This window comes from Janthinobacterium sp. Bl 1, from assembly GCF_058215535.1.
Window position 1 is genome coordinate 6300279 of record NZ_CM177086.1, and the last position, 12833, is coordinate 6313111.

Below are 12833 nucleotides of genomic sequence, written 5' to 3' on the forward strand. Positions count from 1 at the left end.
AAATTAAGACCTACCCACCAGTATGAGCATCATGAACAGAAACTCGGAAAAATTTACCCTCGCCGGCCATGCAGGCAGCATGGAAGGCTTGCTCGATTTCCCGGCAGACACTCCGCGCGGCATCGCCCTCGTTGCCCATCCGCACCCGCTGTACGGCGGCACGATGGATAACAAGGTCACGCAAACCCTGGCGCGCGCGTTTGTCGCGCTCGGTTACGTGGTGGCGCGCATCAACTTCCGCGGCGTCGGTGCGTCCGAAGGCGTGCACGACCATGGCGTGGGCGAAACGGACGACATGCAGTTGCTGTATGAACACATGCGCGGCCTGTACCCGGGCTTGCCCGTCGCACTCTCCGGTTTCTCGTTCGGCACCTTCGTGCAATCGAAACTGCAGGAACGCCTGGCCGCCGCAGGCACGCCCGTCGAGCGCCTGGCGCTGATCGGCAGCGCGGCCGGCAAGTGGGCCATGGCCGACATTCCCGCCGACACCATCTTGATCCACGGCGAACTGGACGACACGATCCCCCTGTCCGCCGTCTTCGACTGGGCCCGTCCACAAGACATACCCGTGATCGTGATCCCCGGCGCCGACCACTTTTTCCACCGCAAGCTCAATCACATCAAGAACCTCGTGATTGCCCTGTGGCATGGTGACAAACCCGCAATTGCAGCAGATGATCATTGAAGTGTGGGCTTACTAGCGCCTCCACGGCTATAATTGATCCGTTTTTTCCACGCGGCCATGCAAGCAGCAACAGCATGGCCCTCAGCCTTCATCTTTTTCTCGCAGACCAGCCTCCATGAAAAAACTTTTAGCGGCACTGGCCTCCAGTGTATTTTTCTTTTCCGCCGCCTACGCCCAGAGCGTTCCAGCCCCGACCATCGCCGCCAAGTCCTGGCTGTTGCTTGACGCCACCAGTGGCCAGATCATTGCTTCGCAAGATCCGGACGCGCGCATCGAGCCGGCTTCGTTGACCAAGATCATGACGGCTTACCTGACGTTTGCCGCCATCCGCGAAAAGAAACTGGCGCTGGACCAGAAAGTCAACGTGTCCGTGCGCGCATGGAAAGTCGATTCGAGCAGCTCGAAGATGTTCATCGACCCCGCTACCCCCGTCTCGATCGACGACTTGCTGCACGGCCTGATGATTCAATCGGGTAACGACGCCGCCGTAGCGCTGGCGGAAGCCGTTGCCGGCGATGAAGGCACGTTCGTCGTGCTGATGAACCGCGAAGCCCAGCGCATGGGTCTGAAAAATACGCGTTTTGCCAATCCGCATGGTTTGCCTAGCCCCGATAACTATTCCACGGCGCAAGACCTGTCCGTGCTGGCCAAGCGCGTGATCGCCGACTACCCGGAATTCTACAAAATCGATTCCATCAAGAGCTTTACGTACAACAAGATCACCCAACCTAACCGCAACCGCCTGCTGTGGCTGGACCCAACCGTCGATGGCATGAAAACGGGCCACACGGAAGCGGCCGGCTATTGCATGATCGCGTCGGCCCGCCGTCCAGGCGGCACCGGCGAGCGCCGTTTGATCTCCGTGGTGCTGGGCACTTCGTCGGACCAGGCCCGCACGCAGGAAAGCCAGAAGCTGCTGAACTGGGGCTTCCAGAACTTCGATACGGTCAAGCTGTACTCGAAGGGCCAGGCCGTGGCCACGCCGGAAGTGTGGAAGGGTTCGAAAGGCACCGTGAAAATCGGTTTCGCCCGCGATGTGCTCGTCACAGTACCAAAAGGCACGGCTGCCAAGATGAAACCTGTGCTGGAACGCAAGGACCCGCTGGTCGCGCCATTGGCTGAAAACGCCCCTGTCGGCAAGCTGAAAATGATGGTCGACGACAAGGTCCTGCTGGAACTGCCTGTCGTGGCGCTGGAAACCATCAACCAGGCAACGATCTTCGGCCGCGCCTGGGATTCGATGCGCCTGTGGATGAAATAAGCAGTTAGCGATTCCCCATAAAAATGCCCGCAGATGCTGCGGGCATTTTTTTCGTCTGTCCCGCCGCCGCTTTCTCCACAGCATGCTGTAGCGTAGCTGGCTATAATCGTGGCGTCACCTTCGTCTCCACCATCAGAAAGCCAGCCCATGAGCCATGTGTTTCCCGCCAGCCTGCAAGCGCCGCGCAGCCGTTTGAGCAGCAACGGTCCCGAACTGTCGCGCATCGTCGCCGGCATGTGGCGCATCGGCGAGTGGAATATGTCGGCGCAGCAGCGCCTCGCTTTCATCGAGCAATGCCTGGCGCTGGGCGTGTCGAGCTTCGATCATGCCGATATCTATGGCGATTACAGCGCCGAAGGGCTATTTGGCGAAGCGCTGGCCCTGCAGCCGGGCTTGCGCGACAAGATGGAGCTGGTCAGCAAGTGCGGCATCAAGCTGCTGTCGCCGCACCGTCCCGGCCATGCCATCCAGCATTACGACACGAGCGCGGCGCACATCACCAGCTCCGTGGAACACACCTTGCGCCAGCTGCACACGGACCGCCTGGACTTGCTGCTGATCCACCGTCCCGACCCGCTGATGGATTTCGACGAGATCGCCGGCGCCTTCACGCAATTGAAAGCGGCAGGCAAGGTGCTGCACTTTGGCGTGTCGAACTTCAGCCGCCACCAGTTCGAGTGCCTGCACCGGCGCTTCCCGCTGGTGACGAACCAGGTGGAATTTTCGCCGCTGCACGTGGCGCCCCTGTTCGATGAAACCTTCGACGGCTTGCAGGATCTGAAAGTGGCGCCGATGATCTGGTCGCCGCTGGCGGGCGGCCGGCTGTTCCAGGGCGGCGATGCGAATGTGGAGAACTTGCGCAATGTGATCAAGCAGATCGCGGATCAGCTGCAGCGTCCGTTTGCCAGCGTCGTGTTTGCCTGGATCATGCAACTGCCATGCCGCCCCCTGCCGCTGACGGGCACGGGACGCATCGAAGCCGTGGGCGTGGCCGTGGAAGGCACGCAATTTACGCTCAGCCGCAGCGACTGGTTCGCCATCCTGCGCGCCGCGCGCGGGCACGAGGTGGCTTAGTCGATTTCGTCAGGGTCGTTGAAAACCTGGGGAAGCGCAATGCCGCGCCAACCCAGGTACCACGCCAGGTTGAGCAGCAGGGTGGCGCCGATGTAGACGGCGAAGAACAGCGCGAAGAAGCTGGTCTTCAGCCACACGAGCAGGGCGATGGCCACGATCAGCACCAGCAGCGCGGCCAGGCTTTTCTTTTGCTTGGAGCTGGGGAAACGCAAGGTCGACACCATCAGGCTGCCCACGCCGACGAGCAGCAGCATCAGCAGATAGCTGTGCAGCATGGAATCGATGGGCGCCGGCCAGGCCACCACCACGGCCGCCACGCAGGCGGCCCCGGCCGTGATCGGCATGCCGACGAAATACAGGGGGTCCGTGCGCCCCACGTTCACATTGAAGCGCGCCAGACGCATGGCACCGCACGCGACAAAGAAGAAGCTGGCCATGCCGCCAAAGCGCAGCAGCAGCGGATCATGCACGCCCATCTGCACGAAGCCATAGCAGTACAACAGGACGGCCGGGGCGCAGCCGAAATTCATCACGTCGGCGATGGAATCGAGCTGCACGCCGAATTGCGAACTGGTGTTCGTCAGGCGCGCGACATAGCCGTCGAGCGCATCGAACACGCCGGCCAGCACCAGCAGTGCCGCCGCCAGGCGGTAGGCATCCGCGTCGCCCACGGCGGCGTTATCGACGGAAATGACGATGCTGGCAAAACCGCATGCTATCGAAAGCAAAGTCACCATGCTGGGCAAGGCGTATTTGGCGCGCTGCAGGCGCGACTTGGGCAATGTATTCAAATGTATGGACAATCAAAGTAGCGGAAATAAGGCAATGCAGCGGCAAACGCTGCGCTACGCTCATTCTACCCTGCGCCGCTGCGGCACCGTCCGCGCACAAGCGCGACATATCTTTTCATGGATGCGCTACGCGGTATCAAAATACCTTAGAATCGTTTTACAGGACAGCACGCTGGCCCCACCGCTGTCCGCCTACCTATACAGGAGCCGACTTGATTGCCTCGTCACTGCGTTGGAAATACTGGATACCCGCCCTGCTGAGTGCAGCACTGCTGAGCGCCTGCGGCGGCGGCGATAGCGGCAGCAATACGTCGCTGAGCACCTCGACCCCGGCCGGGCAGCTGACACAGGAGCCCGGCGCTCCCGTCCTCAGCAACAATATTGCCACCGATGGCTTTAACTGGTTCAACTACCGGCGCAGCCAGATCGGCCTGTCGCCGATGGTGCGCAATAGCCTGATCGACAGCGCGGCCCTGGGCCATTCCAGCTATCTCAATCTCAACAGTACGGTGGCGCACGAGCAGGTGCAGGGCAAGCCCGGCTTTACGGGCGTCAAGCTGGGCGACCGCCTGGCCAAGGCCGGCTACGTCGTCACCTCGCTGCAGGGCGAAGTCATCGCCGGCGCGGGCAACACGTCCGGCTTTTACCTGGCCGAAGAGCTGGTCACGGCCATCTATCACCGCTTCGTCATTTTCGAGCCGCTGTTCAAGGAAGGTGGCGCGGGCGCGGCCGTCAGCGGCTCCGGCTATGCGTATTTCACCACCGACATGGCCGGCAACCGCAACTATGGCCCCGGGCTGGCGGCGGGACAGATCGTCACCTATCCTTTCAGCGGACAGCAGAAGGTGGCCGTCAGTTTTTCCAGCGATAACGAATCGCCCGATCCCGTGCCGAACCAGGACGTGGTCGGCTACCCGATCAGCGTGCATGCCAACTACGGCACGCCAGTCAGCGTGACGGCGTTCAGCGTGCGCCAGCGCGGTGCCGCCACGGACCTGGCGGTGCGCCTGCTCACCAGCGGCAACGATGTGCATACGCCGGTCTCGGCCGCATCCATCATCCCGCTGGCGACCTTGAACGCGAACACCAGCTATGACGTGAGTTTCATCGGCAAAGTCAATGGCGCGGACGTCACGCACAGCTGGTCATTCACGACGCGCTAGCGATGTCGATGGCGGCCAAGCGGGCGCGGCGTCGAAGATGACTGGATGTAGAATAGCTGTTCCTGCTTTACGGCAATTGAGAAGTTTTGGGGCGCTCTGTACAGCATGCTGAAACCACACGCCACTTGCGATGATGACGCCGCCGTTGCGGCATCCGACATGGTCCGTATTCTCGATGTCGAGAACGGACTGGGCCGCATCATGGGCGACCGCATCCTGTACCTGAAAATCCTGCGCCGCTTCCTGCACGACCACGGCACCACGCCGTGCCAGATCCGCGCCGAATTCGACACGGGCAACTACGCTTCCGCGCGCCTGAAGGCGCATACCCTGAAAGGCGCCGCCGGCATGATCGGCGCGCGCCACGTGCACAGCCTGGCGGAAACCCTGGAATCGGCACTGCGTGCGCAGGCGCCCGACCTGGCCCAGCAGATGCTGCAGCTGGAACTGGCGCAGGATCAATTGCTCGGCGCGGTCAGCAGCATGCTGGGCACGCCGGAAGCGGCCCATACGGCGGCGCAGGACGTGGCGCCCGACCCGGCCGCACCCGCCATCCAGCTGCTGCTGGCGCGCCTGGCCAGCCACCTGCGCGAAGGCGACGGCGCGGCCATCGATATCCTGGAAAACTCGGCCAGCCTGCTCGCGGCCAGCCTGGGCGTCAACGTCTACCAGGAAGTAGCAGCCGCCGCGCACGAGTTCGATTTCGAAGGCGCCCTGGCGGCGCTGCTGCGGCGCCGCTAGCGCTCAGCTGTTGTACTGCGCCTCTTCCGCATACGCCACGCAACAACTCTTGCAACAGAAACGGCGCACGGCATCGAGCGGCTTGTCGCAGTACCAGCATGCGCCTTTTGGCGGCAGCGCTGCGATCAATTGCGGCAGGGAAGGCAATGGCGGCGCCACCATCCCCCTGCATTCCACGACTTCCGGCTGTTCGCTGTCCATGGCGCTTCCTTTCCTAGCGGCACTTCAAGGCCGCTCAGCAAGATTACGTCAGCGTCGTTTGAAGCCCATGACATTTCTCAACCGGGGCCACGCTTGCCCCATCGGCCCCTTGAAATTTCCAAACGACAACGTTGTCACTTCACACTACAATCAGTGTTCCGTTCACTTGCGCGTTCGCCATGAAACACATTCCCCTGCTGCTCTCCTGCCTGCTGCTCAGCGCCTGCGCCACGCGCGCGCCCACCGCCTACACCCTCAATTCAGGCGCCGAACGCACGCCGGAACAATTGGCGGTGGTGTTCGAACACGCCGACCTGACCCTGCGCATCGACCCGGCCCGCCGCAGCATTGCCGGCGACGCGCGCCTGACCTTCCTGGCCACGCAGCCGATCTCGCGTTTCGCGCTGGACCTGGACCGCAACCTGCCCGTCGATGCCATTGAAATCGACGGTAAGGCGCTGCGGCCGCAAGACTATGCCAATCAGGACGGGCGCCTGAGCATGACCTTGCCTGCCACCCTCGCGGCAGGCGCACGCACCACCATCCGCGTCGTCTACCACGGCGTGCCGCACGTCGCCGTGAAAGCGCCGTGGGATGGCGGCATGGTCTGGTCGAGCACGGCCGCTGGCGCGCCATGGATCGCCAGCGCCGTGCAAGGCGAAGGCTGCGACCTGTTCTGGCCCTGCATCGACCATCCGATGGGCAAGGCCCGGCTGATCGACCAGCACATCATCGTGCCGGCGCCGCTGGTGGCCGCCGGCAATGGCATCGCGCTCGGCATGGACGAGGCCGATGGCTGGCGCACCTGGCACTGGCGCGCCAAGCATCCGAGCACCTATGGCATCGCCCTCAACGTGGCGCCCTACCGCAGCCTGCAGGGCGAGTATGTGAGCCGCTACGGCAACCGCATCCCCCTGCAATTCTGGTATCTGCCGGAAAGCGAGGCCAAGGCGGGCGCCCTGTTCGCGGAATTGCCGCCCATGCTCAACTTTTTTGAAAGCGTCATCGGCCCCTACCCGTTTGCCGATGAGAAAGTCGGTATCGCCGAAACCCCGCACAAGGGCATGGAACACCAGACCATCAATGCCTATGGCAACAAATTCGCCAAGACCAGCTATGGCTACGATGAATTGCTGCAGCATGAATTTGCCCATGAATGGTTCGGCAACCAGCTGACCAACAGCAACTGGGACGATATGTGGCTGCACGAAGGCTTCGGCACGTATATGCAACCGCTGTACATGCAATATCTGCGGGGCGAGCAAGAGTATTTTGCTTCATTGCAGCAAATGCGCGCCGGCATCATCAACAAGGCGCCCATGGTGTCGGGCAAGCCGAAAAGCGAGGAAGAAGTCTACGACCTGAAAAAGGGCGGGCCGGGCGGCGACCTGTATGTGAAAGGAGCGCTGGTGCTGCACACCTTGCGCGGCCTGATCGGCGACGACGCCTTCTTCCGCGCCGTGCGCCTGCTCGTCTACGGCACGGAACAGCCGCAGCCGGGCCAGTTCCAGCCGCGCTATGGCAGCACGACGGAATTCATGGCCATCGTCAACAAAGTCACGGGCAGCAATTACGACTGGTTCTTCCAGGTCTATCTGTACCAGGCGGCATTGCCCGAGCTGTCCGCCGTGCGCGACGGCGACACCTTGCGCCTGCTATGGAAGACGCCGGCCGACATCGCCTTCCCGATGCCGGTGGAAGTGCGTATCGGCAAAGAAATCCATACCGTTCCCATGTCGCTGGGCTTTGGCGAACTGCCCCTGCCGGCTGGCGCCACATACACGCTCGACCCGCACTCGCGCGTGCTGCGCCGCGCCGAGCATATCGAGACGTTCCAGAAGTTCAGGGAGCAGGCGAAGGCGAAGAAGGGGTAACAAACCCTGGGGTCAGACCCCCTCGCACGTTAGCGATGACCTTTTTTCACCGTTCGGACTTATTTCCGAAAGCTCCTGACCGCATCATTCGCATGCGCGTCGATGACTTTTTTGATCGCCGGCTGTCCCGCATACTTGGCGGACAGCCGCTTCCACTGCCGCTGCGCCTGGCCGCAAGAATCGTCCACGGCAGCGATGATCTCGCGCTGGCGCGCCTTGTCGTTGTCATCCCACTCGCCGGCAAAGTGCTCGCACATCTGGGCGTTCTCGACGAACTTCGCCACGTCCTTGGGCAACTTTTCCTGCGCGCCAGCCAGCATGGGCAGGCAACTGAACAGCAGAACAAGCAGCTGCTTCATCGAACCTCCTTATTTGCCGATGCAGAAACGGCTGAAGATCACGCCCAGCAGATCGTCAGGCGAGAATTCGCCGGTGATGCTCGACAGTTGCACCTGCGCCAGGCGCAGCTCTTCGGCAAACAGGTCCAGCGACTGGTCGTCCTGCGCCGCATGCGCGGCGGCGATATCGAGATGCTTGCCGGCCGATTTCAAGGCGATCAGATGGCGTTCGCGCGCCAGGTACAGCGATTCGCCCGTCTGCTGCCAGCCGGCGATGCGCAGAAGCTCGGCGCGCAAGAGGTCAATGCCGATGTGCTCGTGCGCCGACAGATACACATGGGTGGCGTCGGGCATGCTGTCGACGCCGGGCTTGTGGCCGGACAGATCGATCTTGTTCCACACGCGCACCACGGGCACGCCTTCGGGGAAGGCGGCGACGATGGTTTCATCGGCCAGGGTCGGGCCGTGGTCGGCGTCGAGCAGGTGCAAGATCACGTCCGCCTTGCCGATTTCGCCCCAGGTGCGTTCGATGCCGATGCGCTCGACGGCGTCGATGGTGTCGCCCGCGCTGCGGATGCCGGCCGTGTCGATGATGTTGAGCGGAATGCCTTCAATCTGGATGGTTTCGCTGACCTTGTCGCGCGTGGTGCCGGCGATCGGCGTGACGATGGCCACGTCGGCGCCCGCCAGCGCGTTCAGCAGCGACGATTTACCGACGTTCGGCTGTCCGGCCAGCACGACATTGAGACCTTCGCGCAGCAACGCGCCCTGCGCCGCCTGGGCAAACACTTTGTTCAACGCTTCGATGACGGCTTTCAATTGGCCGCGCGCATTCGATTTTTCCAGGAAGTCGATTTCCTCTTCCGGGAAATCCAGGGTCGCCTCGACCAGCATGCGCAAGCCCGTCACCTGCTCGACCAGCGCGTGGATGGTGTTCGAGAACGCGCCCGACAGCGATTGCGAAGCGGACTTGGCCGCCGCTTCCGTGGATGCGTCGATCAGGTCGGCCACGGCTTCCGCTTGCGCAAGGTCCAGCTTGTCATTGAGAAACGCGCGGCGCGTGAATTCGCCCGGCTCGGCCAGGCGCAAGCCGCTGTCACGGCCCGCTTCGAGCACGCGCGCCAGCAGCAACTGCAGCACGATGGGGCCGCCGTGGCCCTGCAATTCCAGCACGTCTTCGCCCGTGTACGAATGCGGACCCTTGAAGTGGATGGCGATGCCCTGGTCGATGATGCTGCCATCGGCTTCCGTGAATGGCAGATAGGTGGCGTGGCGCGGTTTCAATTGCTGTGCGCCGAACAGGGCCGTCATTAAGGGAGCGAGGTTTTTGCCGGAGGCGCGTACCACGCCGATGCCGCCGCGACCGGGAGCGGTGGCAATGGCGGCGATAGGGGAAGAGTCGAGTTTCATGGGGATATTGTAATAGGTACGGCAAGGGAAGTGCAGCAACGTAGGTCGGCTTAGCGCGCAGCGTGTAAGCCGACGCAGCACACGCTGGCGATAGTGTCGGATTACGCGTGGCCTTGCCACGCCAATCCGACCTACAAGAATTAAAAAGCCCGCACTAGGCGGGCTTTCTGTTCGCTGGCCGGAATTACTTGGCGGCAGGCGCGTATTTCTTGGTGATCACCCATTGCTGGCCGATCGACAGGACGTTGTTGACGACCCAGTAGAGTACCAAGCCCGACGGGAAGAAGAAGAACATCACCGAGAATGCCAGTGGCATGAACAGCATCATCTTCGCTTGCATCGGATCGGCAGGAGCCGGGTTCAGCTTGGTCGTGATGTACATCGAGATCGCGTACAGCACTGGCAGGATGCACCATGGGTCATGCTGGGCCAGGTCGGTGATCCAGCCGATCCATGGCGCGCCGCGGATTTCCACGGACGCGTTCAGCACCCAGTACAGGGCGATAAAGACGGGCATCTGGATCAGGATCGGCAGGCAGCCGCCCAGCGGATTGATCTTTTCCGTCTTGTACAGCTCCATCGTGGCCTGGTTCATCTTTTGCGGATCGCCTTTGTAGCGCTCGCGAATCGCCTGCATCTTCGGCGTGACCAGTTTCATCTTGGCCATGCTGCGGTAGCCGGCGGCCGACAGCGGGAAGAAGGCCAGCTTGATCAGGATCGTGAAGGCGATGATGGTCCAGCCCCAGTTGCCCAGCACGCTGTGGATCTGTTCCATGACCCAGAACATCGGCTTGGCGATGATGGTCAGCCAGCCGTAATCCTTGACCAGTTCCAGGCCCGGCGAGACCGGTTCGAGCAGGTGGGCGATTTGCGGACCCGAATACAGCTTGCTGTCCATGCTGGCCGAGGCGCCTGGCGCCAGGGTAGGCAATGGCAGCACGTTGCCGATGGCGTACAAATTGGTGCCGACCTTCTTCGTGAAGATGTCGCGCTTGGCGTTTTCAGGCGGAACGAAAGCCGAGACGAAGAAGTGTTGCGAAATCGCAAACCAGCCGCCATTCGCCGTGGCCGGATGCAGACCCTTCATGGCGTTGTCGTTGCCCTTCTTCTCGTCTTCCACTGCCGCTTTTTCGATTTTCTCGAACGTCAGCTTCTGGTACTTGTCTTGCGGCGTGTACAGGGTCGGACCCGTGAAGCTGCTGTTGAAGAACGAGTCGCCGACCGGCTTGTTGCCGTCATGCGTCAGTTGCAGATACAGCTGCGGCGTCACGGGCGCTGCGCCCACGTTGGCCACATCGTGGCGCACGTCGATGACGTAATCGCCGCGCTTGAAGGTAAACGTCTTGGTCAGCTTGACGCCGCCTTCGACCGCTTCCATCACCAGTTGCACTTGCTTGCCGTCGCCGAGGGTGCGCACGCCAGGCTGCACGGTGAAACCGCTCGCATGGGTGGGGAATGGACCGCCGACCAGGCCCGACTGCGCCAGATAGGTGCGGTTCGCGCCTTCGTCGAACAGCACTTCGTTTTGCTTGCCATCGTCAGGCTGGCACCATTTGAACAGGCCGAAGCAGCCGCCGAACCAGCCCGGATTGCCCGCGCCCTTGAACTTCAGCAATTCCAGACGCTTGACCTGGCCGCCCAGGGTGTCGATGTCGACCTTGATGACGTCGGTGGTGATGGTAATCACTTCGCGCTTGAACGCGGCGGGATCGGTCGCTTCGCCAGGCACGGCGGCTGCGCCGGCAGCCGCGGCAGCCAGGGCGTCCGTCTTGGCCGGGGTGACAGGCGCCTTGGCGGTTTGTTCCGTGTTCGCGGAGAACATCGACGGCTTGCCGTTCGAGATCATCCATTCGTTCCAGAGAATTACCAGCGAGACGGAAAACACGATCCACAGGATGGTACGTTTATTGATATCCATTAGGGTATTTGTCAGGAGTGGTTGCAACCGCAAGCGGTCGTTGAAGATTGTTTACCGTCGGCCGGCGGCACCGGGTCGACGCCCCCTTCATTCCAGGGGTGGCAACGGCACAGGCGCTTGGCAGCCAGCAGGCTGCCCTTGGCCGTACCGTGCACTCGCAGCGCTTCCATCGCGTAATGCGAACAGCTCGGATAGAAACGGCAATTCTGTCCCAGCATGGGGCTGATCAGCAACTGATAAGCGCGCAGCAGGAACAGCAGCAGGGTTTTCATGGCGCGGATGGTGGTGGCGCAGCAACAGAACGGGCCTGGGCGGCGATTTGCGCCGCGAACAGGCGGCTCAATTCTTCACGCAGCTCGGCTTTGAGCTTGGTCGTGGTGGCCGGGCCATCCTTGCTGTTGACGGCGCGCGACAAACGCACCACGCAGTCGACCGGCGGCATCGCGCTGTTGCGAAACAGCTCGCGCGTGACGCGCTTGATCGTGTTGCGGGTCGCCGCGCGCGGCGCGAAACGCTTCGCCACAACGACGCCCAGCCGCGCATGCGGCAATTGATTGTGTCGGGTGTACAGCACAAAATGCGCTGTTTTTTGCGAAGGGCGCAAACGAAAAACGGATGAAAATTCATCCGTTTTAACGATACGCCGAACGCGCGCGAAGTCGTGTGAACCTTCGCGTTGATTGCCGACTGGAGTACAGCTAGCCACGCGATCAGCTGTCAACGACAAGCCTAGACGGCCAGACGTTTGCGGCCCTTTGCGCGACGTGCGTTGAGCACATCACGGCCACCACGGGTAGCCATACGAGCGCGGAAGCCGTGCGTACGCTTGCGGCGAACGACGGAAGGTTGGTAAGTACGTTTCATGTTGGTCTCGCTAAAAACAAAAAAAATGCAAAATCGGGTCTGACGTCCCGTCAGTTTTTGGTGCCAATGACAATCGCGCACTTATGCCAAGGCACAAGCTGGCCAATCTCATCGCCCGCTTAATCCACGCTTAGTCCATATTGTCGTTCCAAATGAATAAACACGGAATACGGGCGGGGAACCCTGAATTATTCAGCATATGCCCCCCTCTTGTCAAGGATTGCCGTGATCGCCTGGAAATTTGCGCGCCGGCCCCCATCTGCTTGCAAGGCCCCGCCACAGGCCGCGCCAGCACTGCTTGTGACGGGATAACCGGGGGATAAGTCGCCTCTTATGCACATGGCGCCCCACCCCGCCACAGAAAAATAAGCGTCGTGCCTGTGGATAACTTTCTCAGTCGGGAGTAGAATAGCGCGTTACGTGTGGCGAGCCCTCGCGCGACGCCGGCCTTGCAACACGGTGAACGCAGGGCAGAATCGATACGCCCTCCCACACCTTTTCACATAGACATAC

At 61.7% G+C, this 12833-nt stretch carries 14 protein-coding genes; 6 read left to right on the top strand and 8 right to left on the bottom strand.

Annotated elements, in window-relative coordinates:
* The first annotated feature begins 31 nt into the window (after positions 1–31).
* The 3 genes from AC4BCN_RS28365 to AC4BCN_RS28375 all read left to right on the top strand — a co-directional run bounded on the left by AC4BCN_RS28365 (position 32) and on the right by AC4BCN_RS28375 (position 3020).
* Entirely contained in the window at positions 32–685 is a 654-nt protein-coding gene (locus tag AC4BCN_RS28365) for an alpha/beta hydrolase (RefSeq protein WP_058050378.1), read from the top strand.
* 115 nt (positions 686–800) lie between these two features.
* Positions 801–1946: a D-alanyl-D-alanine carboxypeptidase family protein gene (locus AC4BCN_RS28370; protein ID WP_034754313.1), complete on the top strand. Its 1146-nt coding sequence runs from the start codon at positions 801–803 to the stop codon at positions 1944–1946.
* A gap of 147 nt (positions 1947–2093) precedes the next feature.
* Complete coding sequence (locus AC4BCN_RS28375) at positions 2094–3020, top strand: aldo/keto reductase (RefSeq protein ID WP_072457582.1); 927 nt, start codon at positions 2094–2096, stop codon at positions 3018–3020.
* On the opposite strand, the gene pssA is transcribed toward AC4BCN_RS28375, so the two are convergent.
* On the bottom strand, positions 3017–3757 hold the full coding sequence (pssA, locus tag AC4BCN_RS28380; RefSeq protein ID WP_226941593.1) for a CDP-diacylglycerol--serine O-phosphatidyltransferase: 741 nt from the start codon (positions 3755–3757) through the stop codon (positions 3017–3019). The two genes, AC4BCN_RS28375 and pssA, sit on opposite strands and share 4 nt — an antisense overlap.
* 266 nt (positions 3758–4023) lie before the next feature.
* On the opposite strand from pssA, the gene AC4BCN_RS28385 reads away from it, so the two are divergent.
* Both AC4BCN_RS28385 and AC4BCN_RS28390 read left to right on the top strand, forming a co-directional pair.
* Positions 4024–4974, top strand: a complete 951-nt coding sequence (locus AC4BCN_RS28385) for a CAP domain-containing protein (protein ID WP_490492269.1) — start codon at positions 4024–4026, stop codon at positions 4972–4974.
* 105 nt (positions 4975–5079) lie between these two features.
* Positions 5080–5715, top strand: a complete 636-nt coding sequence (locus tag AC4BCN_RS28390) for an Hpt domain-containing protein (RefSeq protein ID WP_128140533.1) — start codon at positions 5080–5082, stop codon at positions 5713–5715.
* Positions 5716–5718: 3 nt separating this feature from the next.
* Here AC4BCN_RS28390 and AC4BCN_RS28395 read toward each other — a convergent pair whose 3' ends face one another.
* The gene (locus AC4BCN_RS28395) at positions 5719–5916 is read right to left on the bottom strand and encodes a hypothetical protein (protein ID WP_128140534.1); all 198 of its coding nucleotides are present in this window, start codon (positions 5914–5916) and stop codon (positions 5719–5721) included.
* A 179-nt stretch (positions 5917–6095) separates the two neighbouring features.
* Here AC4BCN_RS28395 and AC4BCN_RS28400 point away from each other — a divergent pair, with 179 nt between their 5' ends.
* Entirely contained in the window at positions 6096–7790 is a 1695-nt protein-coding gene (locus AC4BCN_RS28400) for a M1 family metallopeptidase (protein ID WP_490492270.1), read from the top strand.
* A 59-nt stretch (positions 7791–7849) separates the two neighbouring features.
* Here AC4BCN_RS28400 and AC4BCN_RS28405 read toward each other — a convergent pair whose 3' ends face one another.
* The 6 genes from AC4BCN_RS28405 to rpmH all read right to left on the bottom strand — a co-directional run bounded on the left by AC4BCN_RS28405 (position 7850) and on the right by rpmH (position 12320).
* A complete protein-coding gene (locus AC4BCN_RS28405; RefSeq protein ID WP_338680076.1) occupies positions 7850–8149 on the bottom strand; it encodes a hypothetical protein in 300 nt (99 codons plus the stop codon).
* Between the two features lie 9 nt (positions 8150–8158).
* The gene (mnmE, locus tag AC4BCN_RS28410; RefSeq protein WP_034754331.1) at positions 8159–9538 is read right to left on the bottom strand and encodes a tRNA uridine-5-carboxymethylaminomethyl(34) synthesis GTPase MnmE; all 1380 of its coding nucleotides are present in this window, start codon (positions 9536–9538) and stop codon (positions 8159–8161) included.
* 184 nt (positions 9539–9722) lie between these two features.
* Positions 9723–11456, bottom strand: a complete 1734-nt coding sequence (gene yidC / locus AC4BCN_RS28415) for a membrane protein insertase YidC (RefSeq protein WP_070301977.1) — start codon at positions 11454–11456, stop codon at positions 9723–9725.
* A gap of 11 nt (positions 11457–11467) precedes the next feature.
* On the bottom strand, positions 11468–11728 hold the full coding sequence (gene yidD, locus AC4BCN_RS28420) for a membrane protein insertion efficiency factor YidD (protein ID WP_034754335.1): 261 nt from the start codon (positions 11726–11728) through the stop codon (positions 11468–11470).
* Positions 11725–12162, bottom strand: a complete 438-nt coding sequence (rnpA, locus tag AC4BCN_RS28425) for a ribonuclease P protein component (protein WP_099403828.1) — start codon at positions 12160–12162, stop codon at positions 11725–11727. Before rnpA ends, yidD begins: the two co-directional genes overlap by 4 nt.
* Before the next feature lie 23 nt (positions 12163–12185).
* Positions 12186–12320 carry a 50S ribosomal protein L34 gene (gene rpmH / locus AC4BCN_RS28430; RefSeq protein WP_010401996.1) on the bottom strand — a complete coding sequence of 45 codons (135 nt, stop codon included), beginning with the start codon at positions 12318–12320 and terminating at the stop codon, positions 12186–12188.
* Between the last annotated feature and the right edge of the window lie 513 nt (positions 12321–12833).

Bases quoted from the DNA above. Each gene is read 5' to 3' on its own strand.
- yidC (WP_070301977.1), bottom strand. From the start codon at position 11,456: ATGGATATCAATAAACGTACCATCCTGTGGATCGTGTTTTCCGTCTCG.
- AC4BCN_RS28370 (WP_034754313.1), top strand. From the start codon at position 801: ATGAAAAAACTTTTAGCGGCACTGGCCTCCAGTGTATTTTTCTTTTCC.
- AC4BCN_RS28390 (WP_128140533.1), top strand. From the start codon at position 5,080: ATGCTGAAACCACACGCCACTTGCGATGATGACGCCGCCGTTGCGGCA.
- yidD (WP_034754335.1), bottom strand. From the start codon at position 11,728: ATGAAAACCCTGCTGCTGTTCCTGCTGCGCGCTTATCAGTTGCTGATC.
- pssA (WP_226941593.1), bottom strand. From the start codon at position 3,757: ATGGTGACTTTGCTTTCGATAGCATGCGGTTTTGCCAGCATCGTCATT.
- AC4BCN_RS28365 (WP_058050378.1), top strand. From the start codon at position 32: ATGAACAGAAACTCGGAAAAATTTACCCTCGCCGGCCATGCAGGCAGC.
- AC4BCN_RS28405 (WP_338680076.1), bottom strand. From the start codon at position 8,149: ATGAAGCAGCTGCTTGTTCTGCTGTTCAGTTGCCTGCCCATGCTGGCT.
- AC4BCN_RS28395 (WP_128140534.1), bottom strand. From the start codon at position 5,916: ATGGACAGCGAACAGCCGGAAGTCGTGGAATGCAGGGGGATGGTGGCG.
- AC4BCN_RS28400 (WP_490492270.1), top strand. From the start codon at position 6,096: ATGAAACACATTCCCCTGCTGCTCTCCTGCCTGCTGCTCAGCGCCTGC.
- AC4BCN_RS28375 (WP_072457582.1), top strand. From the start codon at position 2,094: ATGAGCCATGTGTTTCCCGCCAGCCTGCAAGCGCCGCGCAGCCGTTTG.
- mnmE (WP_034754331.1), bottom strand. From the start codon at position 9,538: ATGAAACTCGACTCTTCCCCTATCGCCGCCATTGCCACCGCTCCCGGT.
- rpmH (WP_010401996.1), bottom strand. From the start codon at position 12,320: ATGAAACGTACTTACCAACCTTCCGTCGTTCGCCGCAAGCGTACGCAC.